Here is a 24,979-nt window from a genome sequence, read left to right on the forward strand (position 1 = left end):
TAAGGGCGGCAGCTCCCACGCAGCGTGGTCGTTTTTGATCGTAGCCTCAAATATCGCCGCACCAGCAAGGGGCTGCCGCGATTGTAGATCAGCGAAAATGCATAAAAACCGGACCATAAGTTTCGCAAAAACCGGCCGCGCTATGGCTGTCTCGATGATCCGTCTTCGGGCTTTGCGAATTTCCCCGGCAGTTTAGGCGTTAAAGCCGTGTTCCTGCCCAAAGGCATAGGCAGCAGCTTATCCCTGCGATACAGGTGACGAGAGTTCACCTAAGCGAATTTCAATCCTGCTCCAGATTTCCATCGAACGCACTTGATGCGCGCTGCCATCTCAGGCTTCTTTTGGTCTGACGCACGGCAAGCTTCGAGACATGGGACGGCTGATCTTCGTCTCAGCGCTTGTCGCTGAGGCTCTGTGAAATGCCGAAGAGCCAGAGCATCTCGCTGGCATTCAATCGTGCGGTTGCGGGCCGGGGAAGGACCACGCTTCTGTTTTTCGCTCTTTCGGCAAAAAGGAAATCCGCATAGCGCTTCTCGAGGGCGCGCTCGTAGTCGTCGACAAAAACATGCGTGTCGTCGTGAGCAACAAGTGCAGTCCAGATGATTGGCAGTGCTCTGCCTGGATTGTCCGGTCGCCATCCCATGGGCGCGTCCACAAGGATAACATCCCAACGGCGAGACTTGATATTGTCCGGCACAACGGCTTGACGTACGGTGAGAGCCGGGTCCCTCAGGGAAGCGTCTACGGTCGTCGGATAATCCATGTGGTCGATGTTCAGATCAGGATGCTTGCTTCTGACCTTGTCGATCCAGTCGGGAATATTTTCGAGAAAAAGCGTGTAGCCGTCATGGTTCAGATTGGCCCATAAGGGACTGTCATTACCAAGGCCGAAGACCAGCATGTTGCAATTGGGCCCACGGGATCGGATCGCAGCAGAAACAGCCTCGATCTGAACGGGGGACATCTGGGCGTCGGGATTGTAGTGCTCGCGCAGAACGCCACTGAGCAAACTCTCCTGCGCAGACAGATCCAAGTCTTCGTCAACGTCGTTCTGACTATCGAAGCGCAGCGCTCCGGCAAGGTTCTTGGTCACAATAATCTCTCAATCAAAAAGAGTGTCCGGCGTTCGTTTACTGACCGGCAACGACAAGCAGGCCGGAGCCGCCAATGGCGTTCACGCAGAAGCTCAGTCCGCTGCCGACAGCTTTCCACTGCGCTGCTATAGCGGCCTCGGCAGCCGCGTCTCCCGCCATGAGGCAGAAAGCAAAGCCGCGCGGCGAAAGATAGGGAGCAAGTGCGGCAAGCGATACCGCGGCGCTTTCGGACGGAACAGACTTGGAGAAGTCCACCACGACCATATCGAATTTCGGCTCTGCTTCGAGAACGCGAGCGTCCGGGAACATGCCCTTCCTGTCGCCGAACTCGACGGCCTGCGGCTGTGAAACGGCAATCGAAACATAGCCACCGAAGCCGCAAAGCTTGAGGCGCAGGTCGAGTTCTTGAGCCTCTTCCTCAGACGAGCAAAGGCACGTCAGCTGACGCCCCGTGTCGCGGACGAAGCAGGCCAGCGTGAGAGCCGAACGGGTGCTGCCGACGTGGAGGATGTCGGCATTGTCGGTGCGTGTCGACAGAATGCCACGAAGCGACCAGACCTGTTCCGGCGTCAACCGCAGAGGCCCGCAATAGGCCATCGCATTGATGATCGCAGGCATTTCAGCCACGACGAGATTACCCGTTATATCGCTCCATGTCTGAGGAGAGGATTTCGCAGTCATGGAAGCTGGCTCACTTTTGTTGTGCAGGGATTTCGGCTTGGCGACGGTGGAAGGCGTTTTGGCCGGCTCAGTCTCCGGCGCGGGCCGCGTCAGCGGAAGCGGTGTCTTGTTGAACACCGCATGCGCTGATTTTTGCTGTATCGTCGAATTCAGACCCTGCGAGTTCGGATCGAGATTGTGGTGCGACAGCGGATTTGTCGCCGTGTAGAGATAAGCATTCGAGGCGAGGAACTGATACCTGCGAGTCTGGTCGAGAATCGGCAGAGCAATCGCGATATCGCAGGCTGCCTGCAGCCATTCCCCCTCGCTATCCTTGAAGTAGTCATCCGGCACATTGCCGAGGAGCTCGGCGCGGAAGCTGAAAAAGTGACTTGTCTTCCAGCCCTGTAAGCGCGGGGGGCGGTTTGGGTCCAGCGGACCATTGCCGCCGACACGGCCATCATCCAGAGCGAAATTCGTCCAGACGACGTCCTTGCCGGCGTCATACAGTGCCTTCATGCCTTCCAGAACGCGCGGCTCTATCAGTTGATCGTCCGCATCCACCACACCGACGAAGGTCGCATTACCAACGAGCGGGCGCAGATGCTCCGCAGCATTGCGCGCCTTTCCAAAGCGCGTTTCATTGACGACGAGAGTGTGTCGATCAGCAAAATGGCTCTCCAGAGATGCCCTGGCCGCCTCGCCGGTACCGTCATCCGAGGCATCGTCGATGAAGAGGATATGCACGTCCTTCAATGTCTGCTTCGCGACACTCTCGATCGCACGCGGCGCATAGAGCGCGCAATTACGCCCGGTCATGAAAATCAATGCTGCGGAAGATTGCATGAATGGCGAGCTTTCGGATGAATTTCTATTCCTCCCCACGTTAGCGGGCAAAGCTTTTACGAACCTTGTGATCGGCATTTCCGATGCTGTGGTGGCTCGGTAATTCGCTGCGCAAGGAACCTTCTGCGTCTGAAAGAAGTTCATCTCGGTATATAAGGAGAGATTAAAATGCTGAGAGGACTACTCTTATGGGCGCTTGGCGTCCCGTTCTTCGTCGTCGTTCTACTGTGGATGTTTGTCTTTTAAGACATTCAGAACATAGGCGCGCACCCGTCCCGTTCGACGCTGGGGGCAAAATCTAAAAGCGAACGAAACGCATCTAAGACATATCAATGCGTTTCGAGGACGCAGACGAATGCGAAATCGAAAAAAAAGGCGCCGGGACAGTCCGGCGCCTTTTTCCTTATTCCATATCTTCCAATAGTCTTGAGGCGGATTTAGCGCTCGTTCTGCGGATTTCGATTTCATCACGCCGGGCGGAGAGCAATTCGCCTGCCAGTAGCGCTTCCGCCAGGTCTGCCGGCAGAGAGAGGATAACGCGTTCGCCATCCGAAATTTTGCCCGTATCGCTGCGTTTGCCGAGAATCATCCCGCCCGCGACGGTGTTGTTCGTGTCGGGATCGATCAGGATGAAGGAGCCCGTCGAACGGTTATGTTCATACGGGTCGAAAATTGCAGTTTCGTCGAACGTCAGACGAACCTTGCCAATCGCGTTCATTGGCAGTGTCTCATCATGCGCCTGCCAGTGACCTTTTTTAAGGTCGAGCTGCGTAACGGGCTGAACGCTGACGCGCTGGCGGCGGCTGCCGCTTTTCAGCCAGTATCGCTTGTTTGGCTCGATGCCACCGGGCTGCAATGCCACGATCTGAGCATCGAAAGCGAGGCCCGTCTGCGGCTGCGCATCGATAGAAACGATCATATCGCCTCGCGATACATCGACCTGACGATCAAGAACCAGTGTGATGGCATCGCCAGCAACAGCGGCATTACGCACCAGATCGAAAGTAACGATCTGCTTGACGTTGGCGACCATGCCGGACGGTAGGATGACGACGGAATCGCCGGGCTTCACCGCGCCACCGGCAACTGTGCCCTGATAGCCCCGGAAACTTTCGCCCGGACGAGACACGCGCTGCACAGGCAGACGGAAGCCGCCAGTCTGTGTGGAGCGGACCGTGGCGAGCTCGAGTGTTTCCACAAGTGTTGGGCCGTCATACCAAGGCATCGAAGCCTTGCCGGAAAGCACGACATTCTCGCCCTTGAGTGCAGACATCGGAATGGCGACGATCTGCTTGATGCCAAGCGACAGCGCAAACTCCTTGAAGTCATGCGCGATCAGTTCGAAACCGGCCTTGTCGTAGTTGGTAAGGTCGATTTTGTTGACGGCGAGCACGAACTGACGAATGCCCATCAGCGCCGCGATCGTGGCATGACGGCGCGTCTGTTCTAGAATGCCGGTTCGCGCGTCCACCAGAAGTACGGCGAGGTCGGCAGTCGAGGCGCCGGTCGCCATGTTGCGCGTATATTGCTCGTGACCGGGCGTATCGGCGACGATGAAGGCACGCTTGTCGGTGGCGAAATAGCGATAAGCGACATCAATAGTGATGCCCTGTTCGCGCTCGGCCTGAAGGCCATCGAGCAGAAGCGCGAAATCGGGAAGGCCGAGATCATTCTGCTTGCCGCTATCGCGCTTCAGTGTCGCCGCCTGATCTTCCTTCACCGCCTTTGTGTCCCAAAGCAGGCGACCGATCAGGGTCGATTTGCCGTCATCCACGCTGCCGCAGGTAATGAGGCGAAGCGGGCGGGTATCCTTGACGGTCTTTGCCGGCTCGACGAACGGCAAAATGGTGGCGGATTGCGCCGTGGAGATCTGTGTCATCAGAAGTAACCCTCGCGCTTTTTCTTTTCCATGGAGCCGGACTGATCGCGATCGATGGCGCGGCCCTGCCGTTCGGAGACCGTGGCAATTTCAAGCTCGGCGATAACCTCGTCCAGCGTCGTGGCTTCGGAGTGGATCGCGCCGGTTAGCGGGAAGCAGCCAAGCGTGCGGAAGCGGATCGAATCATATTTCACCTCTTCGCCTGGCTGCAGTTCCAGCCGCTCGTCTTCCGCAAGAATCATCATGCCGTCACGCTCGATATAGGGGCGTTCCTTGGCATAGTAGAGCGGAACGAGCGGGATGTTTTCTGCCTGGATGTAGCGCCAGATATCGACTTCCGTCCAGTTGGATAGAGGGAAGGCGCGAACGCTTTCTCCTTGACGCACCATGCCATTATAGATGTTCCAAAGTTCCGGGCGTTGGTTGCGCGGGTCCCATTTGTGATCGGGCGTGCGGAAGGAATAGATGCGTTCCTTGGCGCGGCTGGCCTCCTCGTCGCGACGCGCACCGCCAAAGGCGGCATCGAACTTGCCGGCATCGAGCGCCTGGCGCAGCGCTTCGGTCTTCATGATATCGGTGTAGAGCGCCGATCCATGGGTGAAAGGCGTCACGTTTTCCGCCGCTCCACGCGGGTTGGTATGCGAGATCAGATCGAGATCATATTCCTTGACGATATTGTCGCGGAACTCGATCATTTCCTTGAACTTCCATCCGGTGTTGACGTGCAGAAGCGGGAAGGGGATGCGGCCCGGGAAGAATGCCTTGCGCGCGAGGTGCAGAAGCACGGATGAATCCTTGCCGATGGAGTAGAGCATCACGGGACGCTCGAACTCGGCGGCAACTTCACGGAAAATGTGGATGGCTTCGTTTTCGAGGGCTTTCAAGTGGGGGTCGAGCGGCTGCTTGGGTGTGCTGACGCTGGTGCCTTCCGTTTCCGGAACTGCATTGGACATTTTAAAACTCCGGCAATGTACTGATTGAAATGTTAATGGCGTGAGGCGGGGATTGGCGAGGCTTGCGTGGCTTCGGCAACATGAAGGCCGCATTCGCGCTTCTCGTCATTTTCCCACCACCAGCGACCGGCGCGCTCTGGCTCGCCGGGCTTGATGGCGCGGGTACAGGGCTCGCAGCCGATGGAAGGGTAGCCACGCTCGTGGAGGGGGTTCACAGGAATGTTTTCCGCCGCGACATGTGCCTTGATTGTTTCGATGTCCCAGTCCGCCAGCGGATTGATCTTGATGAGATTGCGATCGGAATCGAACTCGGCGAAAGGAGTGGCAGCGCGGTTGCCGGACTGGCCTCGGCGAAGGCCGGTTATCCAGAAGCCGGCGCCTTTGAGTGCCTTGCCGAGCGGGATCAACTTGCGGACATGACAGCAAGCGTGGCGCGCCTCGACACTCTCATAAAAGCCGTTCAAGCCATATTTTTCAGCATAAGCGCTGACATCATCCGGCTCTGGATGAAAGCGCGTGATCGTCAGACCGTAGCGGTCTTCCGTCTCATCGATCAATCGAACCGTCTCTGCAAACAGGCGACCTGTCTCAAGCGTCACCACTTCGATAGGAAGGCGATGCGTGCCGATTGCGGCTGTGATGACTTGGTCTTCGATGCCGAGGCTCGTCGTGAACACAGTCCGCCACCCAAGCCCCGCGACAAAGGCCAGCCTCTCGACAAGAGAAAGATGCTTCAACGTTTCATCGAGCGAAGTGATATCGTGCTGGGGTATGGGCTGCGGAGGCGTGTTTATCGTCATTTCTCGATTCCGAAACTTTACTGTCCCGATAATCTTCGAAAGACGCCATCTTTTACAGAAATGCTCGTGCTTCTCTCAGGCGCTAACGAGCAAATATCTCTCTTGCAGCAGAGTTACGCGCAAAAGAGTCCCAATATATTGAATCTGTTCCTAGTCGCTGATCACAATAAAACGTTGTTCGCAACCAATTGCAAGAGAATTGCGATATTTTCTGTAATTTTTATAGAATTCTTTTCCGGCGTCGCGTGATGCTGGCTGATATATAATTGGTGGGCTGCTGCAAAAAATCGGAAATGCCATTCCAGCGAAGCGATTTTTTCTCACTTTATGGGGCGAAATGCAGCAAAATCGCGAACTGGTTTTGCGCATCTAGGGAATTCCGCGCATTACTTGTTTCATCATTCTTTCCGTTCGCGGCGTTTTTCATATTGCCGGAGGATGCGGCAGGGAAACACTTTTGCGAATAAATCGCAGCTGATTGACCACGCAATCTCAGACGCTAGTGTGAGACCGTACGCATCCAGGAGGGTAGTGATGTCGAAATTTCTTTCCAGCCTTGGCGCAATCGCGCTTAGCCTGTCAGTCACATTGGGTGCTGTAGGACCGGTTTCCGCCCAGACCAAGCTCCTCAACGTGTCCTATGATCCGACACGAGAGCTTTACAAGGATTTCAATGAGGCTTTTGCCAAAAAGTGGAAAGCCGATACGGGTGAAGACGTCACGATCCAGCAGTCGCACGGCGGCTCTGGCAAACAGGCCCGTTCCGTCATCGACGGACTCGAGGCCGATGTGGTCACGCTCGCGCTGCAGAGCGATATTGACGCCATCGTCAAGAACAGTGGCAAGATCAATGCGGACTGGCGTGCGCGCCTACCCCATAACTCCTCGCCCTACACATCCACCATCGTTTTCCTTGTCCGCAAGGGCAACCCCAAGGGCATCCATAACTGGGGCGATCTCGTAAAGGGCGACGTCCAGATCGTAACGCCGAATCCCAAGACCTCCGGCGGCGCGCGCTGGAACTATCTCGCAGCCTGGGCTTGGGCGAATGAAGAGTTCAAGGGCGATCAGGACAAGATCAAGGCCTATGTCGGCGAGCTCTACAAGCGCGCCCCAGTCCTCGATACCGGTGCGCGTGGCTCGACGGTAACCTTTGCCCAGCGCCAGATCGGTGACGTTCTGCTCGCCTGGGAAAACGAGGCCTATCTTGCCGGTCAGGAATTTGGCGAAGATTCCTTCGACATCGTCGTTCCACCGATCTCGATCCTGGCGGAACCGCCTGTTGCCGTGGTCGACGCCAATGTCGATGCCAAGGGTACGCGCAAGGTGGCAGAGGCCTATCTGCAATACCTTTACTCCGACGAAGGGCAGAATATTGCGGCCAAGCACTTCTATCGTCCGAGCAATCCGTCTGTGGTCTCCAAGGATCTCCTGAAGCAGCTGCCGGATATCAAGCTCGTCACCATCGATGATCCGATCTTCGGCGGATGGGCAAAGGCGCAGCCGGAACATTTCGGCGATGGCGGAATCTTCGACCAGATTTACAAGCCCGGAAAGTAAGTGGATGATATAGCGAACCGCCCGGGCAGGCCTTGTGTCTGCCCAGCGAGGAGCAGGACAGATCGACTGGCTTCAGGGCCGGTCGATGGCGCATATGATGGCTTGTTGAGCCACTAGTTTACCCGGAGCCTCGATGAGCAACACCCCGTCGCAAAGCGGATGGAAGTGGCGGCAGTCCAGCGTCTTGCCAGGCTTCGGCCTGACGCTCGGCTACACGATTACCTATCTCTTTCTCATTATTCTGATTCCTCTTGGTGGGCTCATCTGGTCCACCGCCCATCTCGGTTTCGCCGAGTTCCTCGCCATTGCGACCGACAGCAGAACCTTGAATGCGCTACGCATCAGCTTTGGCACGGCCTTCCTGGCAGCCTTGGTCAATGCCTTTTTCGGCGTCATCATCGCTTGGGTGCTGGTCCGCTATCGCTTTCCTGGTCGGCGCTTTATCGATGCGATCGTGGATCTGCCCTTCGCTCTGCCGACTGCGGTGGCAGGCATCTCGCTGACGACACTTTATTCCAATCGAGGTTGGATCGGCTCGCTGTTCGAACCGCTCGGTATCAAGATCGCCTTTACGCCGCTCGGCATCGTCATTGCGCTGATCTTCATCGGGCTACCCTTCGTCGTACGCACGGTGCAGCCCGTCATGGAAGAAATCGACCGGCAGGTTGAGGAGGTTGCGGCTACACTCGGGGCCAACCGTTTCCAGACGATCACGCGCATACTTCTGCCGGGTCTAGTGCCGGCAATTCTCACAGGCTTTGCGCTCGCTTTTGCCCGTGGCGTTGGTGAATATGGCTCCGTCATCTTCATTGCCGGCAATATCCCTTATGTTTCGGAGATTGCGCCGCTTCTCATCGTCATCAGACTTGAGGAGTTCAACTATGCGGGCGCAACCGGTATCGCCACAATCATGCTGATCATTTCCTTCGCCATGCTTTTCGTCATCAATCTCATTCAGGCCTGGAGCCGCAAGAGGTACGGTTATGCCTGACACAGCGCAGTCCGTTTCTTCAAAGCCGTTCCGAGACCCCGCAAGCGAGGGTCTGCCCGCCAAGATTTCGCTTTTTCTCGTTGCCTTTCTGTTTCTCGCGCTCTTCCTCGTCATGCCTCTGGTGGCGGTCTTCTTCGAAGCCTTCCGCAAAGGCACGGGCGCGTTCTGGGAAGCGATCGTCGAGCCGGACGCACTCTCGGCCATTCGTCTCACCCTTCTCGTGGCTGCCATTTCCGTGCCGCTCAACCTCATCTTCGGGGTTGCTGCTGCCTGGGCCGTCGCCAAGTTTGAGTTCAAGGGTAAGGCGTTTCTCATCACGCTCATCGATCTGCCATTTTCCATCTCGCCGGTCATTTCCGGCCTGGTCTATGTGATCCTGTTTTCCTCACACAGCGTGCTGGGGCCGTGGCTGAAGAGCTACGGCATTGAAATTCTCTTTGCCGTACCTGGCATCGTGCTCGCCACGATCTTCGTCACCTTTCCCTTCGTCGCCCGCGAACTGATCCCGCTGATGCAGGATCAAGGGACCGGCGATGAGGAGGCGGCCATTTCACTTGGCGCGTCGGGCTGGCAAACCTTCTGGTATGTGACGCTGCCCAACATCAAATGGGGTCTGCTGTATGGCGTGCTTCTCTGCAACGCCCGCGCCATGGGGGAATTCGGAGCCGTATCGGTCGTGTCAGGCCACATTCGTGGAGAGACCAACACCATGCCGCTCCATGTCGAGATTCTTTATAACGAGTACAATATCGGTGCTGCTTTCGCCGTTGCCACGCTGCTGGCAGGGCTTGCGCTCGTCACGCTTGTTCTCAAAACCATTCTCGAAATACGCTTTGGCGCGGGCAACGCTGCCGGCAAGCATTGAAGGGCATATCCATGGAAGTGAAAGTTTCCGGTATCACCAAGCAGTTCGACCGCTTCCCGGCGTTGAATGACGTGTCGCTCAACATCCGCTCCGGCGAGTTGATTGCGCTGCTTGGACCCTCCGGCTCGGGCAAGACGACGCTTCTGCGTCTGATCGCAGGGTTGGAGCAGCCGACCAGAGGACAGATTTTTTTCGGCGATGAAGATGCTTCGCATCGCTCCGTTCAGGAGCGCAATGTCGGCTTCGTTTTCCAGCATTATGCTCTGTTTCGTCACATGACGGTGGCGGAAAATATTGCTTTCGGTCTGAAGGTGCGACCGTCTGCGACACGGCCGCCCAAGGCGGAAGTTCGCAAACGCGTCTCGGAACTGCTGGACATGGTGCATCTGTCCGGCCTGGAAAAGCGCTATCCCAACCAGCTATCCGGCGGCCAGCGTCAGCGTGTGGCGCTGGCGCGCGCCGTTGCCATCGAACCTCGGGTTCTTCTGCTGGATGAACCTTTCGGCGCTTTGGATGCCAAGGTCCGCAAGGAATTGCGCCGTTGGCTGCGCGAGTTTCACGACCGCACCGGTCATACCACCATCTTCGTCACCCATGACCAGGAAGAGGCCTTGGAACTGGCAGACCGTGTGGTGGTGATGAGCCAGGGCAAGATCGAGCAGGTCGGTACGGCGGATGATGTTTACGATACGCCGAATTCTCCCTTCGTGTTCTCCTTCATTGGCGAATCCTCCAGTCTTCCGGTGAAAATTCGGGACGGAAATATCCTGTTTCAGGGAGAGGGCATCGGCATTGCCGAGACTGGACAGGGCGAGGGCGACCTGTTCTTCCGCCCGGAGGATGTGGCGCTGACGGACGAACGCGAAGCGCTCTACGGCAAGGTGACGACCTGTCGCCGGCTGGCAGGGACGCGCATCGCCGAAATCGACATCGCCAATAATGGCCACGAGCCCTATCATCTGGAAATCGAGGTGCCGCTCGATGCATCCGTGTCGGTTGGCAACGACGTGCGCTTTCGTCCGACACGTTGGCAAGTTTTTAGGAAGTAACAGGCAGAAACGGAAAAGGGCCGCTTTGAGCGGCCCTTCCATGAGTTTGGTCCTTGTTTCAGACCCGAAACGTTTCGCAACGCTTCGAAGGGAAGGCGGATCAGGCCGAGGGCTGCCTCGTCAAAATCAAATCCTTTCCATTGCCTGCTACGAAGACCGAAATCTCACTAGACATTGGATCACCTTCCTTTCTCTACGTTGAACATAGTATGAAGGTAATCCGATTCGCGCCGATTGCAAGGGGTCGCCCTTATATCGATGTTTTAATCCGAACAAGGCGCCATCGCCGATGAACGGCAGTGTCATGTCAGAAAAGCCGCGGGCTTCGCTGACGCTGACGCCAAGCAGCTGATATCACTGACTAACTCGCATCACGATCTTGCCGATGTGGCCGCTGCTTTCCATCAGTCGGTGGCCTTCCGCAACCTGATCGAAATCGATCACGTCATGAATGACAGGTGCCAATTTACCGCTTTCCAGCAGTGGCCAGACCTGCTCGACGAGCTCGTCACGAATGGCGCGCTTCTCGTCGCCGGTGCGCGGGCGCATGGTCGAGCCTGTCACGGTAAGGCGCTTGACCATGATGGGCCGCAGATCCACCTTTTCGGCGACGGTGCCGCCGAGGAATGCGATCATCGACAGGCAGCCATCCTTCGCAAGTGAGGCGATGTTTTTTTCGAAATAGGATGCGCCGATCATGTCGAGAATGACATCCACGCCCTTACCGCCGGTCGCTTCCTTGATGACGGCGGCGAAATCTTCCTCACGGTAGTTGATCGCCCGCTTTGCACCGAGCTTCTCGCAGGCGGCGCATTTTTCCTTGGAGCCAGCGGTCGTGTAAACCTCGGCACCGAAAGCCTTGGCCAGTTGGATCGCCGTCGTGCCGATGCCGCTGCTGCCGCCGTGGATCAGGACACTCTCGCCTTCGGTCAAGCCAGCCATCTGGAAGAGATTGGCCCATACGGTAAAAAATGTTTCCGGCACGGCCGCGGCTTTGACCGCATCATAACCCGCGGGGAACGGCAGGGCCTGGCCCGCTGGCACCACGCAATATTCGGCGTAGCCGCCGCCATTGGCAAGTGCGCAGACCCGGTCGCCAATCTGGAAATCACTGACGCCTTCACCAAGTGCAACGACTTCTCCAGCGACCTCAAGGCCGAGAACCGGGCTTGCGTCTTTTGGTGCGGGGTAATTGCCCTGACGCTGCGCCACATCCGGCCGGTTTATGCCGGCAGCCTGCACCTTCACCAGCAGTTCTCCAGCTTTGGGTGAGGGCAGAGGCCCATTCGAGAACGTCATGACCTCGGGGCCGCCAAAGTTGGGCAGATCGACAAAACGCATGGTGGATGGCAGTGACACGGGTGGCCTCCTCAAAGCTTGCTACTGTCAGCTAGACTTAGGTCACTTATGCGGATTAAAAAAGGAGACGTAATGCCGCTCCAGTCATTTCATCTCACCATGACTGTGGATGACGAGTCCGGTTTCGCTCTTCTTGGCGGCTTTCTTGATATTGGCAATCTCCGCGCCAATTCCGTCCGGGTTGCCGATCAACATGCCCTTGGGAAGTTGAACGACGCCAATCGAGCAACGTAGAAGGGCAAATTCCCTCTCATTGCCAAAGCGGTCGAAACCCTTGATCTGTCCTGCCAGCCGGTCTTCTTCCGAATAAAGGGCAATGACATCGTCATGGAAGTCGCCGAGCAACCGCTCAAGAATTTCCGTTACCTCATCCGTCGTCCAGTCACGAACGCCGATGAAGAAATCGTCGCCGCCGATATGGCCAAGGAAACAGTCGCCGGAGAAGAAGTAGCGCTTCATCAGCGCCGAGAACAGGCTGATGGCGTGGTCGCCGACGTGGAAGCCATACTTGTCGTTGAACGGCTTGAAATTATCGAAATCGCAGTAGCAGAAGAAGCGATCCTCGTCGCTATCGCGGCAGGATTCCTCGATGAAGCCGCTGATCGCCCGGTTCCCCGGAAGTGCTGTCAACGGGTTTTGCTCCTGCGCCAGCTTCAACTGCTTTTCGTTGATGACCTTGATCAGCGATGCGGCGGAGACGACACCGACATAGCGCATGTTTTCGGTGAGGATCACACAGGCGCTGCCGCCCATATTGGCGAAGATATTCATCAGCCGATCCGCATCTGCATCCAGCCCGACGATCGGCGCCCGATCAACGAAGTGCGATATGGTTCTCTCATAGACCTTGTTCTTCAACAGGTCGCGGCCGAAGGGCTGATAGATGTATTCCTTCAAATGGTATTCGTTGATCACACCGCGCGGCTCGCCATTGGCATTCAGAACCGGGAAGAAGGCCTGTTCCGGGTTGCGCCGGAACAATTCGAATACGCTGTCTATACTGTCGTTTTCATAAACTGTGGGAAGATGTTCGATCTGGCGGCGGATCAGGATTTCATCCAGCGTCTGACGATTGCGGCGAGTGTCGCCCAGTAGTTGGAGATGGGGAAACGAGACGTGCAACTCTTTGACGAAAGTGGTCGGGCGGGACACGAACCAACCCTGGATGAGGTCCACACCCATTTCACGGCAGGTCAGGAACTCTCCTTCCGTCTCGATGCCTTCCGCAATGACGCGCACGCCTAGCACATGGGCAATATTGACGATGTTCTTGACCATGTGCCGTTTGCGCGGATTTCGCTCAACGTCCTGAATGAAGTAACGATCGATCTTCAGGTAATCGACATCGAAATCGCAAAGCAATTTCATTTCGCCATGGCCAACACCGAAATCATCGATGGCCAGCTTGAAGCCTTCCTTGCGCATACGGTCGATGAGCGCGCCGAACTCTGGGACGCTGGTATTGTCGAAGCGTTCTGAAAGCTCGAAGCAAATGGAAGAGGGAGGGATTTTGGCCTGCGTCAGCTGTTCCAGAAGCTTGTCCAGAATGATGTCGCCGTGACGGATCAGGCGTACGTCCAGGTTGAGAAACAATGTGGCAGAGGAGCAGTCCGGAAGGGTGGAAAATTTCGCAAGCGCGCGGCTGGCGATCATCTTCTCCAGCTCGACGAGTTGTCCCTCGGCTTCCACATGATCCAGCAGCTCGATCGGGTTGGCAAAACCGATGCGCTCATGACCGCGCATCAGAGATTCATATCCGAATACTGACCCAGTCGTCGTCTCAACTATGGGCTGGAAGGCACACTCGAGAACGAGCTTGGCCATTGAAATCATCTGACCGCTGGCAAACCGTCTGACGACATTCTGCTCGGCACTGCTCGACATCACTTGCTTCTCCACCATTTCGGATCCGTTTACGGCTTCGCCGGATCGTCTTTTTGGCAGGATTGTGGCGACAACTCCTCAATGAAAACTTTACGTGATGTGAAACTTCTATGACAGCTTAAACACTCGGTCTTATGCCGCACGTTCGGGTGATGATTGATACGTCCAAATGGGTGCGCTTGGCTTTAACGCCTCTGAGTGTTGTGGAAAGCGTAAAGCTCCGCCACATTGACGCTTTCGCCATCCATTCTAGCCGCGGTGGCAATCCCCCGCCTTTCTCTTTGGTGCGTGTCCCCCCAGAGCTTCAGAGCCGCGCGGACGACTTCGCTGCTGGATGCATAGGCACCGGATGCTACTGCCTCGTGGAGTTGGGCAGCCTGTTCCGGAGAGATCGATACGGTCAATACTGGCATAGTGGTCCTCCCGATTACCAAGCTGCGGATTTTTCCGTCAACCGTATGAGCCTCCACGCTGAGGCGATCGAGGCAAAGTCGATCTGTCAGTCGCATGGTGGAGGTATTTATGAACGCAAGGCACGTGCATCGGTTCCAAACGAGGCATCATTTGCGCGACGAATGACGGCCTCACGAGGCCTGTCTGGTCTGCCAACTTCACTGCAGTCTTAAAGCCAAAGCGCATGCTCGCCTTGACATGGCGCAAAGAACACCGAGACCTCGAATTTATTATTGATTGACTGATCAATCAATAATAAACAGATCACCTAAGGAGATCGCTGATGCCTAAGGTTGGAATGGAGCCGCTGCGGCGAAAGGCGCTGGTCGATGCAGCTCTTCGCACTATAGGTCACCATGGTTCGCTGAATGTGACGATGTCGGACATCGCTCGGGAAGCGGGCGTATCCGCCGCGCTTGCGCACCATTATTTCGGCAGCAAGCAACAGCTCTTGCTGGAAACGATCCGCAGCCTGCTGCGCGATCTGAGACGCGATGCAGTCGCGGCCCTGATGCGTGCCTCCGGACCGCGCGAGCGTCTGAGCGCCATCGTGCGCGTCTCGTTTCAAAGCGATCAGTTCACCCAGGAAACCGTTGCCGCATGGCTCGCCTTTTATGTGGAGGCGCAACGTTCCGAAGAAACCCGCAGGCTTCTTGTCCTCTATGCCAAGCGCCTTCGCTCGAACATCATGTATAGTCTTTCCCGCCTTTGCCCGCCGGACGATGCGGCGCGGATCGCGGAAGGGGCCGCAGCCCTCATTGACGGGCTCTATATTCGCCACAGCCTGCAAGCGGCACCGTTGGGAATCTCCGCAGCGCCAGCCCTGGTCGAAGATTATTTCGACATGCAGTTGAAACGCTTTTCAGACAACAAGACGTCCACCCGACATCTTTGAGGACATGATCATGACTTTGAAAGCCCAACCCAAAGCCTCGCATTTCATCGATGGCGACTATGTTGAAGACGAGAGCGGTACTCTGATCGAAAGCATCTATCCGGCCACCGGCGAAGTCATCGCACGCCTTCACGCGGCAACGCCTGCCATCGTTGAGCGAGCGATCGCTTCGGCCAAGCGCGCGCAGAAAGAGTGGGCCGCGGTGAGCCCGACGGCGCGCGGACGTATTCTGCGCCGCGCCGCTGACATCATGCGCGAGCGCAACCAAGAGCTTTCCGAACTGGAAACGCTCGACACGGGCAAACCAATCCAGGAAACCATCGTCGCCGACCCGACGTCCGGGGCGGATTCCTTTGAATTCTTCGGCGGTATAGCCCCATCCGCTTTGAACGGCGACTACATCCCGCTCGGCGGCGATTTTGCCTATACCAAGCGTGTTCCCCTGGGTGTCTGCGTTGGAATCGGTGCCTGGAACTATCCGCAACAGATTGCGTGCTGGAAGGCTGCTCCCGCGCTTGTTGCGGGCAATGCCATGGTGTTCAAGCCGTCTGAAAATACACCGCTCGGTGCGTTGAAGATTGCTGAAATCCTCATCGAGGCGGGACTGCCGAAAGGGATCTTCAACGTCATCCAGGGCGACCGCGACACCGGCCCTCTGCTCGTCAACCATCCAGATGTCGCCAAGGTATCGCTGACCGGATCGGTGCCGACGGGCCGCAAGGTTGCCGCGGCCGCTGCGGGGCACTTGAAGCATGTGACGATGGAACTCGGCGGCAAGTCGCCGCTCATCGTTTTTGATGACGCCGACATCGAAAGTGCAGTCGGCGGCGCGATGCTTGGCAATTTCTACTCTTCGGGCCAGGTTTGCTCCAATGGGACGCGCGTCTTCGTCCAGCGCGGCGCAAAGCAGCGCTTCCTCGACAATCTGAAAAGCCGCACCGACGCCATGGTCATCGGAGACCCTATGAATGAGGCCACCCAGATCGGCCCGCTCGTCTCCAAAGCGCAGCAGGAAAAGGTGCTGGCCTATATGGAAAAGGGCAAGGCGGAAGGCGCAACACTCGTCACCGGCGGTGGCATCCCCAACAACGTGTCCGGCCAAGGCTTCTACGTCCAGCCCACGGTCTTTGCCGATGTTAAGGACGGCATGACGATTGCCCGCGAGGAAATTTTCGGACCGGTGATGTGCGTGCTGGATTTCGATGACGAGGACGAGGTCATCGCGCGTGCCAATGCCACGGAGTTCGGCCTGGCAGGCGGCGTTTTCACTGCGGATCTGTCACGCGCGCATCGCGTCGTCGATCAGCTGGAAGCCGGAACTCTCTGGATCAACACCTATAATCTGTGCCCGGTCGAAATGCCGTTCGGCGGCTCCAAGCAATCCGGCTTTGGTCGAGAAAACTCGGCGGCAGCCCTCAATCATTATAGCGAGTTGAAGACGGTCTACGTATCGACCGGCAAAGTCGAAGCTCCGTATTGATCAGATACCTCCCTAGCAGGGGAGTGACCAATCGGTCCCGTTAGCCCGCGCTTGTTAAGCAGGGTATCGCCACCTAGAGAGATAACAGATGCAGCAGGCAGATTTTGTCATTGTCGGTTCCGGGTCCGCTGGCTCAGCCATGGCCTATCGTCTATCGGAAGACGGTAAGTATTCTGTCATCGTCATCGAGGCTGGCGGATCGGATTTCGGTCCTTTCATCCAGATGCCGGCAGCACTTGCATGGCCGATGAGCATGAAGCGCTACAATTGGGGCTATCTCTCCGAGCCTGAGCCCAATCTTAACAACCGCCGCATCACCGCTCCACGCGGCAAGGTCATCGGCGGATCGTCTTCTATCAACGGTCTGGTTTATGTTCGTGGCCATGCCGAAGACTTCAACCGCTGGGAGGAACTCGGAGCACAGGGCTGGGCCTATGCGGATGTTCTACCATACTTCAAGCGCATGGAGCATAGCCATGGCGGCGAGGCAGGTTGGCGCGGCACGGATGGGCCTCTTCATGTTCAGCGCGGTCCGGTCAAGAACCCGCTGTTTCATGCCTTCATCCAAGCGGGTGCCCAGGCCGGGTTTGAGCTAACGGACGATTATAACGGCTCCAAGCAGGAGGGTTTCGGCCTGATGGAGCAGACGATCCATGATGGTCGTCGCTGGTCTGCCGCAAACGCCTATCTGAGACCCGCTCTTAAACGCGGCAATGTTACGCTGGTGCATGGCTTCGCCCGAAAGATCGTGATCGAAAACGGTCGTGCAACAGGCGTCGAGATCGAACGAAAAGGCGTGGTCGAGACGATCACGGCCAATCGTGAGGTCATCATCTCCGCCTCGTCCTTCAATTCTCCAAAACTGCTGATGCTGTCGGGCATCGGTCCGGCACAGCATCTCCAGGATATGGGCATCGACGTAAAAGTGGATCGCCCGGGCGTCGGCGCCAATCTTCAGGACCACATGGAGTTTTATTTCCAGCAGGTCTCCACCAAGCCCGTATCGCTCTACTCGTGGCTGCCGTGGTTTTGGCAGGGTGTGGCGGGTGCGCAGTGGCTTATGACCAAGGGCGGACTTGGTGCCTCCAACCAGTTCGAAGCTTGCGCCTTCCTCCGCTCGGCACCCGGATTGAAGCAGCCCGATATCCAGTTCCACTTTCTGCCCGTTGCCATCTCCTATGATGGCAAGGCGGCGGCGAAGAGCCACGGTTTCCAGGTGCATGTGGGCTACAACCTGTCGAAGTCGCGCGGCAATGTTACGCTTCGCTCTTCCGATCCGAAGGACGACCCAGTGATCCGCTTCAACTATATGAGTGAAGCCGAAGACTGGGAAAAGTTCCGCCGTTGCGTGCGTCTCACCCGTGAGATCTTCAGCCAGAAGGCGTTTGACGAATTTCGCGGCCCGGAAATCCAGCCGGGCGAAAAGGTCCAGTCGGATGCGGAGATCGATGCGTTCCTTCGCGAACATCTGGAAAGCGCCTACCATCCCTGTGGCACCTGCCGCATGGGTGCCAAGGACGATCCGTTATCCGTTGTAGATCCGGAGTGTCGCGTCATCGGGATCGATGGACTGCGCGTGGCCGATAGCTCCATTTTTCCGCATGTGACCTATGGCAACCTCAATGCACCGTCGATCATGACGGGAGAAAAAGCCGCAGACCACATTCTGGGAAGGCAACCACTGCCGCGCTCCAACCAGGAGCCCTGGGTCAATCCACGTGCCGAGGTAAGCGATCGATAAGGGGGGCCATGAGGCCAGTTTCTACTCAAGGCGGAACCGTCTCCGTATGATCGAGAGCGGGCCGTAAAATGCCTTTGCATGGCATTTGTCAAAGACATGGTTGCAATCGAGGCCTTCGGGACCGATAAGAAACCAAGCTTTTGAAATGCAGAAATTTGCCATGCCAGACACTTATAAAAAAATGAAAATGGTACGCCGATCCCGCGTTATGTGGGGTTCATGGCGCATCTGGAAGCCCAGGGCCGTTTTCTGGCTTGGAGCCATTGCGGTGGGGCTGATCAGCGTTGGCTTTGCAAAGGCTGCCGACTGGGCGCAGCATATGTTTGCCGCCACGACATCGTCGGGCGAGTGGGCCTTTCTCCTGCCGCTCGTCATCACGCCGCTTGGCTTTGTCATCTGCGCGTGGCTGGCCATGGTGGTGTTTCCAAATTCCGGCGGAAGCGGCATTCCTCAAGCCATTGCTGCGCGCCATTTTCATCATGATGAAGACCGGTCTCGTTTGTTGTCGATCAAGCTTGCCGTTGGAAAGATCATCCTCACTGTCGTCGGTCTGATGTCGGGCGCATCGATTGGCCGCGAGGGGCCGACGGTACAGGTCGGTGCGTCGATCATGCTTCTGGCGGCGCGCGTGGGTGGCATGGCGCAGGCGAGGGGCCTCATTCTTGCCGGATCGGCAGCAGGTATTGCCGCTGCTTTCAATACGCCGCTTGCCGGTATCGTCTTTGCCATCGAGGAGATGAGCCGGTCCTACCAGTCGAGGGCCAACGGCTTGGTATTGACCGCTGTCATTCTATCCGGTCTCGCCTCTCTCGGTCTAGTCGGCAGCTACACCTATTTCGGCACCAGCGCGGTGTTGATGCAGACGGGCAAGGACTGGAGCCTCGTTCTGCTCTGCGGCATCGGCGGCGGCTTTCTGGGCGCTATTTTCAGCGCTGGCGCGCTTCGCGCCTCGCAACGTATCCGCCGCTGGGCTCATACGGTTCCATTGAGGCGGATGCTGATCGTTGCAGGCGTGTGCGGCCTGGCCTCGGCGGTCATTGGCGTTCTGAGCGGTGGCGCCACCTTCGGAACCGGCTATGAACAGGCAAGAGCGGCGGTCGAGGGTGACGCGGCGCCGTTGTTCTTCTTTGTCGAAAAGCTGATGACGACATTCCTCGCCATGCTATCGGGTATCCCAGGCGGTATCTTCGCGCCGTCGCTGTCCGTCGGCGCGGGTTTCGGCAGCACGGTATCTTCGCTTCTTGGCAGCAGCATCGCGCTCGGTGCCATCCTCGGCATGGCTGGCTATTTCGCCGGTGTCGTTCAGGCGCCAATGACGGCCTTTGTCATCATCCTGGAGATGACAGGAAATCATGATGGCGTCATCGCTATTATGGCCGCGTCTATGCTGGGCTACCTGACCTCACGCATGATTTCGCCCGAGCCGCTCTATCACGGTCTGTCACGCGTCTTCATTGCCCAGGGCATAAGAGCAAGGCGCGCAAGTGAAGCCGAGCATCACGAGGGTGACGCTCATGCGGCTTCGGGCTTGCGCTCCGGTGCCGGTTCGAACGAGTTGACGCCGAAGTAGCCAAGGCCCGGGATTTTGATGCCGGGATTTTGAATGTCGATCCCGGCGACGAGCCCAAGAAAATTGACCTCGAAGCCACTGCGCACACCGGCGGACAATCCGAAAAGCCCACCCAGCGAGACGCTCATATCCTTCCAGTCATCGGCAATATGAAAGAACTCGCCATTCGGCAGGTAGTCCCGACCGACCGCGTCCGGCGGCAGCACCACGCCGAGTTCCGGAACACTGCGCAGCACATGCGCGATGAAGGTATTCGAATTGGGACCGGGATAAATACGATAGCCACCAGCCTTGCTATAAGGATAGTCCGCAATCGCCTTCTGGATTTTCGGAATTAGTCTCTGCGCATTCTCGCCATGAAGTTCCAGGACTTTCCTCGGCGTGTTGGAATACCAATAAGCATCAGGGGCATAGGCGTTGCGACGAATAGGCGACCCCCAACCCACCTTGTCGTAACGCTCATAGGTCGAGGCGCCTTCCGGCTTCATCACGATCCACGCATGGCTGGCAATTGATCCTTTGAAGCCACCCGTCATGGCGGAATAGACATAGATTGCGGCTGGCTTGTCCAAAGCCGCTTCGGGCAGAATGCCGGCGGAAGACCAGCGCGCATTGCGATAACCGGTCGGGTGATCCTTCATTGCCCATAACCCCGCAGAAGCGAGCGCAGGCAGCAGATAGATGAAAAAGACGGCAGCCAGAAAGCGTTTGGCAAATTTCAATGGAGAGCCCCGTGCAACATGTGACCGATCTGGTTAGATAGAGATCGCATTTCGAATTTTTTGAGGCCAGCATCATGCACAACCCCGTGACTGTCGAAGTAACCCGCGGCAACATCGTCGAAAGCCGTCATCGAGGAATGGCGGTCGTTGTGGATGGGGACGGCAAAATCGTCTTTTCCGCAGGCGAGGTCGAGCGCCCTGTCTTTCCACGCTCAGCCTGCAAGGCCATGCAGGCGCTTTTCATGGTAGAAAGCGGCGCGGCTGATGCTTACGGCTTCGGCAATCGCGAACTGGCGCTGTCCTGTGCTTCGCATTCAGGTGAGGAGGCGCATGTGGGCCTTGCCGCCTCCATGCTGACGAGGGCGGGCAAGGATGTCGATGACCTGGAATGCGGCGCGCATTGGTCGCTCGACCAGACGGCGCTGATTGCGCAGGCTCGCCGCATGGACAAGCCGACAGCACTGCATAACAACTGCTCCGGCAAACATTCCGGCTTCATCTGTGCTTGCAGTCACAATCTGATCGAGACCCGTGACTACGTTCGTGGCGACCACCCATTGCAGCGGGAAATCCGCGCGGCGATGGAAAGCCTGACCGGGACGGCGATTGCCGAAGACAGCTGCGGAGTAGACGGCTGTTCCATCCCAGCCTATGCCGTGCCGCTCAAGGCGCTGGCGCATGGTTTTGCAAAGATGGCGACGGGACGCGGACTTGAACCGATACGCGCTCAAGCCTCGCGCCGTCTGATCGAGGCCTGCATGGCAGAACCTTTTTATGTGGCGGGTACGGGCAGAACCTGCACGAAGCTGATGGAGATCGCGCCGGGTAAGATTTTCGCCAAGACCGGCGCGGAAGGCGTCTTTGTCGGTATTCTTCCGGAAAAAGGATTGGCGATCGCGGTCAAATGTGAAGACGGAACGACGCGCGCGGCAGAAGCTATGATTGCGTCTCTTCTCGCACGCTACTTTGAGAGCGATAGTGCCGAACGAGCGGCACTTGATGCCATGGCGAACCGCTCCTTGAAGAACTGGAACGGCATCCATGTCGGCGATATTCGAGTCACGTCTTCGCTTTCCTGAGCCCAAAAACGCGGGAGCCGATTATCGTAGAGCCAGGCCCTTTGCGCGAAATTGTCAGGATGGCTCGGCAGTTCTCGCATCCCACATGGCCTTGAATGCAGGGCGTGACTGGCAACGTGCCAGCCATGCTTTGACGGCCGGATGTGCATCGAAAATCGGCGTATGAGCCTGAGCATAACGCACGACTTCGGCGGCGTTGAGGTCTGCCACCGTAAAGCGGTTGCCTACCAGATAGTCCCGGTCCGCAAGATGCTGTTCCAGAACGCGAAAAGGCCGGCGCAGCATTCGTGCTGCAACGTCGATGACCGCCCTGCCACTGTCGGTATCCGCCAGTCCTTCGGCGAAGGTGGAGGAAATCTTCAGGGCGTTTGCTTCGATCTCGGTCGCGGCGAAGAAAGACCATTGCATCATATATGCGTCTTCCGCCGCATCGGTCGGGGCGACGGACGTTCCGTATTTGCGGGCGAGATATAGGTTGATGGCCATGGACTCATAGAGAACCATGCCGTCGTCATCGATGCACGGTATCGTTCCCATGGGATTGATCGCCAGATAGGACGGTGTCAGCGTATTGGTCGGCGCATCGTCGGCCAGCGGATCTGCCAGGCGTCGTGCCTGAATGACAGGTACGTGTTTGAAAGCAAGATCAAGTTCTTCTGCGAGCCATAATGTGCGCGTGGCCCGGGAACGATAGACGCCATAAATTGTCAGCATTGCAAAGCCCCTTCAACGTCGTCGGCAGACTAGAGACATTTTTTGCAAAATCCAGTGATCATGGAGTTTTTACGGAGAGGAGGTTCGATCAGCCGGCAAGCTTTAATCGCTACAAATCTATCAAATATCAATTCAATCTGGGGTAAGCCAAATAACTATCGATCGGCACGATGTAGCGGAAATTTAAATGTCCGAATTTAATGGATTTAGTATTACAATGAATTTTTTTAATTCTGTGTAAGCAAATTTTCAATAAGGATTTCTACATAATATAGGCGTGCTCTTGGTGGTATGTGAAGCAAAGAGCGCTGCCGGATCAATTTATCTGAGGAGCATTTCTAGGAATGGGTGAGAAAAACGGTCTGGCGCCGCCCACTTCGCAGTTGCTGTCGACGGAAACGTCCCTATCGGACGTGAGCAAGCATCAACTGGCTTTCCTCCTTGATAATGTTCCCGAACTCGTCTTCATCAAGGACTGTTCCGGTCGATACGAATATATGAACGCTGCGGCGCTGGCGTCCCTTGGGTTTGGCCGGGATTATCTCAACAGTCGTACATTGACGATTTTCGATCTGGCTTCAAAGCCCGTTGCGGAGTGTATCGATAAGCTGGACCGCCGTATTTTGGCGGGAGATCGTGATATATACGATGCCGAAGAGCGTTTGGTTGGCGAGGACGGGACGACACGCTGGTATGCGGGAACTCGTATCATCCTGCGTGACCAATCGGGCGCGCCGGTTGGGCTTGCCGGAATTTCACGGGAAATTACTTTTGCCAAGCGCCAGGAAACGATGCGCAGAAGTCACGCAAGTCTACTGGAAATGATCGTTAAAGGTCAGCCTCTCAAAGACATACTCACCGCCCTTGTTCAGGAGGTAGAGGGGTTGCTGGATAATGTTTTCGGCTCTGTTTTGATGCTTGACGAGAAAAAACTAATCTTGCGTTCAGGAGCGGCGCCTTCATTGTCCGAGGCCTATGTGTCCACTGTAGACGGGGTTCCGGTGGGGCCTAACAACGGCTCTTGTGGTACTGCTGCGTTTCGCAGGGATGCGGTCTATGTAAGCGATACGTGTCAAAGCCCGCTTTGGGCCGATTATGCCGATATCGCGAAGCAACATGGTCTTCGTTCCTGTTGGTCCACGCCCATTTTCGGCAACAATGATGTCCTGCTCGGAACATTCGCGCTGTATTCCAGATCGGTTCGGATGCCCACCGAGATGGAAAAAGAAATCATTGATATGGCGACCAATATCGCCGGAATCGCTATCGATCGGCGTCGCGCCGAAGAGCGTGTGCATTACATGGCCCATCACGATCCTCTGACGGGATTGTCGAACCGCAATCTGTTCTGGGGTCAGTTCCGCCGCGCACTGCATGAGGCGAAGCGGGAAAACCGTCTTGTCGCGATCACCTATCTCGACCTCGACAATTTCAAGCAAATCAATGATGTTTATGGTCATGCAGCAGGAGATGACGTGCTACGCGCCTTTGCCGAGCGTATTACCGCCTGCATTCGCGCTTCCGATGTCGCAGTGCGTCTCGGTGGTGATGAATTCGCCATCATCTTCAGCAATCCGACCCATGACGAGGCTGGCATTCTGGCCCGGCTGGAGGAGATCCGCAGGATCGCGCAAGAGCCTATCGCTCTATCGGCCACCGCTCTTACTGTAACCTGTTCAATGGGGACCGCCTTCTATCCCAACGATGGAAAGACGCCCGAAAGCCTTCTTGCAAAGGCCGATGCCGCGATGTACCGGGCAAAGCGCGACAGCCGCGATCGCCTGAAAGGAAAATGACGGTCGATAGCGACATCTGAGGCCGCAGGTCAGTCGTCTAAAGTCGCGTGTCAGGCGAGAGGCGCGTCTCGAAGCGCCCAATAAAGCGATCGAAAAGCTGCGCGAAGGCGGCAATATCCTCATCCGGCCAGTCGCTGACCACATCGCGTATAATGGCGATCTTTGCACTTCGCACGTCATCCAGAACATCGAGGCCGAGCGGTGTTACGGCGATCACGCTGCGTCTCCCATCTTCCTGTGACACGTCCCGCCGCAGTAGCCCTCTGCCGACCATATCCGAAACCAGACGGCTTCCGCGCGACGGATCGAGGCGCATGCCTTCCGCGATCGAGCCTACGGTCGCATCGCCCTCGGTGCGATGAACGACGTCGAGAACGTCCAGATGAGACAGCTCCAGCTCCGGTGACAGCTTCGCGATGGCCATACGACCGATAACGCGACGGCCGATCATGATACGCATACGTGTCATGGTATCACTGATCGCGAGAACGTCATCTCGCGTCGTCTCGTCAGTCTCTGCGCTTTTCAAATTCTGCATGCTCATGGGTGCCCCGCTTCCATCCGCACTCCAGCTTATAGCAAACAATGA

The 24,979-nt window shown here is 56.8% G+C and carries 21 protein-coding genes; 10 read left to right on the forward strand and 11 right to left on the reverse strand.

Annotated elements, in window-relative coordinates:
• Window positions 1–391 precede the first annotated feature (391 nt).
• From QZ862_RS14900 to QZ862_RS14920, 5 genes are all read right to left on the reverse strand, one after another.
• Window positions 392–1,093 (reverse strand): hypothetical protein, encoded by a 702-nt coding sequence (locus tag QZ862_RS14900; protein WP_296100758.1) that lies wholly within the window; start codon window positions 1,091–1,093, stop codon window positions 392–394.
• 37 nt (window positions 1,094–1,130) lie between these two features.
• On the reverse strand, window positions 1,131–2,600 hold the full coding sequence (locus QZ862_RS14905; protein WP_296100760.1) for a glycosyltransferase family 2 protein: 1,470 nt from the start codon (window positions 2,598–2,600) through the stop codon (window positions 1,131–1,133).
• Between the two features lie 403 nt (window positions 2,601–3,003).
• A complete protein-coding gene (gene cysN / locus QZ862_RS14910; protein WP_296100762.1) occupies window positions 3,004–4,479 on the reverse strand; it encodes a sulfate adenylyltransferase subunit CysN in 1,476 nt (491 codons plus the stop codon).
• The gene (gene cysD / locus QZ862_RS14915; protein WP_062425850.1) at window positions 4,479–5,432 is read right to left on the reverse strand and encodes a sulfate adenylyltransferase subunit CysD; all 954 of its coding nucleotides are present in this window, start codon (window positions 5,430–5,432) and stop codon (window positions 4,479–4,481) included. Before cysD ends, cysN begins: the two co-directional genes overlap by 1 nt.
• A 32-nt stretch (window positions 5,433–5,464) precedes the next feature.
• Window positions 5,465–6,232, reverse strand: a complete 768-nt coding sequence (locus QZ862_RS14920) for a phosphoadenylyl-sulfate reductase (RefSeq protein ID WP_296100765.1) — start codon at window positions 6,230–6,232, stop codon at window positions 5,465–5,467.
• A gap of 534 nt (window positions 6,233–6,766) precedes the next feature.
• Here QZ862_RS14920 and QZ862_RS14925 point away from each other — a divergent pair.
• From QZ862_RS14925 to QZ862_RS14940, 4 genes are all read left to right on the forward strand, one after another.
• A complete protein-coding gene (locus QZ862_RS14925) occupies window positions 6,767–7,792 on the forward strand; it encodes a sulfate ABC transporter substrate-binding protein (RefSeq protein ID WP_296077556.1) in 1,026 nt (341 codons plus the stop codon).
• A 133-nt stretch (window positions 7,793–7,925) separates the two neighbouring features.
• Complete coding sequence (cysT, locus tag QZ862_RS14930) at window positions 7,926–8,783, forward strand: sulfate ABC transporter permease subunit CysT (RefSeq protein WP_296077558.1); 858 nt, start codon at window positions 7,926–7,928, stop codon at window positions 8,781–8,783.
• Window positions 8,776–9,648 (forward strand): sulfate ABC transporter permease subunit CysW, encoded by an 873-nt coding sequence (gene cysW, locus QZ862_RS14935; RefSeq protein ID WP_296083520.1) that lies wholly within the window; start codon window positions 8,776–8,778, stop codon window positions 9,646–9,648. Before cysT ends, cysW begins: the two co-directional genes overlap by 8 nt.
• Before the next feature lie 11 nt (window positions 9,649–9,659).
• Window positions 9,660–10,697 (forward strand): sulfate/molybdate ABC transporter ATP-binding protein, encoded by a 1,038-nt coding sequence (locus QZ862_RS14940; RefSeq protein ID WP_296100766.1) that lies wholly within the window; start codon window positions 9,660–9,662, stop codon window positions 10,695–10,697.
• Between the two features lie 354 nt (window positions 10,698–11,051).
• Here QZ862_RS14940 and QZ862_RS14945 read toward each other — a convergent pair whose 3' ends face one another.
• From QZ862_RS14945 to QZ862_RS14955, 3 genes are all read right to left on the reverse strand, one after another.
• A complete protein-coding gene (locus QZ862_RS14945; RefSeq protein ID WP_296101013.1) occupies window positions 11,052–12,038 on the reverse strand; it encodes an NAD(P)H-quinone oxidoreductase in 987 nt (328 codons plus the stop codon).
• A gap of 102 nt (window positions 12,039–12,140) precedes the next feature.
• A complete protein-coding gene (locus QZ862_RS14950; RefSeq protein WP_296101015.1) occupies window positions 12,141–13,943 on the reverse strand; it encodes an EAL domain-containing protein in 1,803 nt (600 codons plus the stop codon).
• Between the two features lie 182 nt (window positions 13,944–14,125).
• On the reverse strand, window positions 14,126–14,353 hold the full coding sequence (locus tag QZ862_RS14955) for a type II toxin-antitoxin system ParD family antitoxin (protein ID WP_296017232.1): 228 nt from the start codon (window positions 14,351–14,353) through the stop codon (window positions 14,126–14,128).
• A gap of 323 nt (window positions 14,354–14,676) precedes the next feature.
• On the opposite strand from QZ862_RS14955, the gene betI reads away from it, so the two are divergent.
• From betI to QZ862_RS14975, 4 genes are all read left to right on the forward strand, one after another.
• Window positions 14,677–15,288 carry a transcriptional regulator BetI gene (gene betI, locus QZ862_RS14960; protein WP_296017230.1) on the forward strand — a complete coding sequence of 204 codons (612 nt, stop codon included), beginning with the start codon at window positions 14,677–14,679 and terminating at the stop codon, window positions 15,286–15,288.
• Between the two features lie 16 nt (window positions 15,289–15,304).
• On the forward strand, window positions 15,305–16,768 hold the full coding sequence (gene betB / locus QZ862_RS14965; RefSeq protein WP_296037187.1) for a betaine-aldehyde dehydrogenase: 1,464 nt from the start codon (window positions 15,305–15,307) through the stop codon (window positions 16,766–16,768).
• A gap of 88 nt (window positions 16,769–16,856) precedes the next feature.
• Window positions 16,857–18,509, forward strand: a complete 1,653-nt coding sequence (gene betA / locus QZ862_RS14970) for a choline dehydrogenase (protein WP_296100768.1) — start codon at window positions 16,857–16,859, stop codon at window positions 18,507–18,509.
• Window positions 18,510–18,669: 160 nt separating this feature from the next.
• A complete protein-coding gene (locus tag QZ862_RS14975) occupies window positions 18,670–20,079 on the forward strand; it encodes a chloride channel protein (protein WP_296100769.1) in 1,410 nt (469 codons plus the stop codon).
• Here QZ862_RS14975 and QZ862_RS14980 read toward each other — a convergent pair.
• Entirely contained in the window at window positions 20,022–20,801 is a 780-nt protein-coding gene (locus tag QZ862_RS14980; protein ID WP_296073832.1) for a DUF3750 domain-containing protein, read from the reverse strand. The two genes, QZ862_RS14975 and QZ862_RS14980, sit on opposite strands and share 58 nt — an antisense overlap.
• A 74-nt stretch (window positions 20,802–20,875) precedes the next feature.
• Here QZ862_RS14980 and QZ862_RS14985 point away from each other — a divergent pair, with 74 nt between their 5' ends.
• The gene (locus QZ862_RS14985) at window positions 20,876–21,880 is read left to right on the forward strand and encodes an asparaginase (RefSeq protein ID WP_296100771.1); all 1,005 of its coding nucleotides are present in this window, start codon (window positions 20,876–20,878) and stop codon (window positions 21,878–21,880) included.
• Window positions 21,881–21,934: 54 nt separating this feature from the next.
• On the opposite strand, the gene QZ862_RS14990 is transcribed toward QZ862_RS14985, so the two are convergent.
• Window positions 21,935–22,594: a glutathione S-transferase family protein gene (locus tag QZ862_RS14990; RefSeq protein WP_296073836.1), complete on the reverse strand. Its 660-nt coding sequence runs from the start codon at window positions 22,592–22,594 to the stop codon at window positions 21,935–21,937.
• A gap of 344 nt (window positions 22,595–22,938) precedes the next feature.
• On the opposite strand from QZ862_RS14990, the gene QZ862_RS14995 reads away from it, so the two are divergent.
• Window positions 22,939–24,390, forward strand: coding sequence for a diguanylate cyclase (locus tag QZ862_RS14995; RefSeq protein WP_296100772.1), 1,452 nt, complete (start codon window positions 22,939–22,941; stop codon window positions 24,388–24,390).
• A gap of 37 nt (window positions 24,391–24,427) precedes the next feature.
• Here QZ862_RS14995 and QZ862_RS15000 read toward each other — a convergent pair whose 3' ends face one another.
• Complete coding sequence (locus QZ862_RS15000) at window positions 24,428–24,934, reverse strand: MarR family winged helix-turn-helix transcriptional regulator (protein WP_296100773.1); 507 nt, start codon at window positions 24,932–24,934, stop codon at window positions 24,428–24,430.
• Window positions 24,935–24,979: the final 45 nt, after the last annotated feature.

Origin of the sequence: uncultured Agrobacterium sp. (assembly GCA_913777615.1) — a bacterium.
In the GTDB taxonomy this organism is placed as follows: domain Bacteria; phylum Pseudomonadota; class Alphaproteobacteria; order Rhizobiales; family Rhizobiaceae; genus Agrobacterium.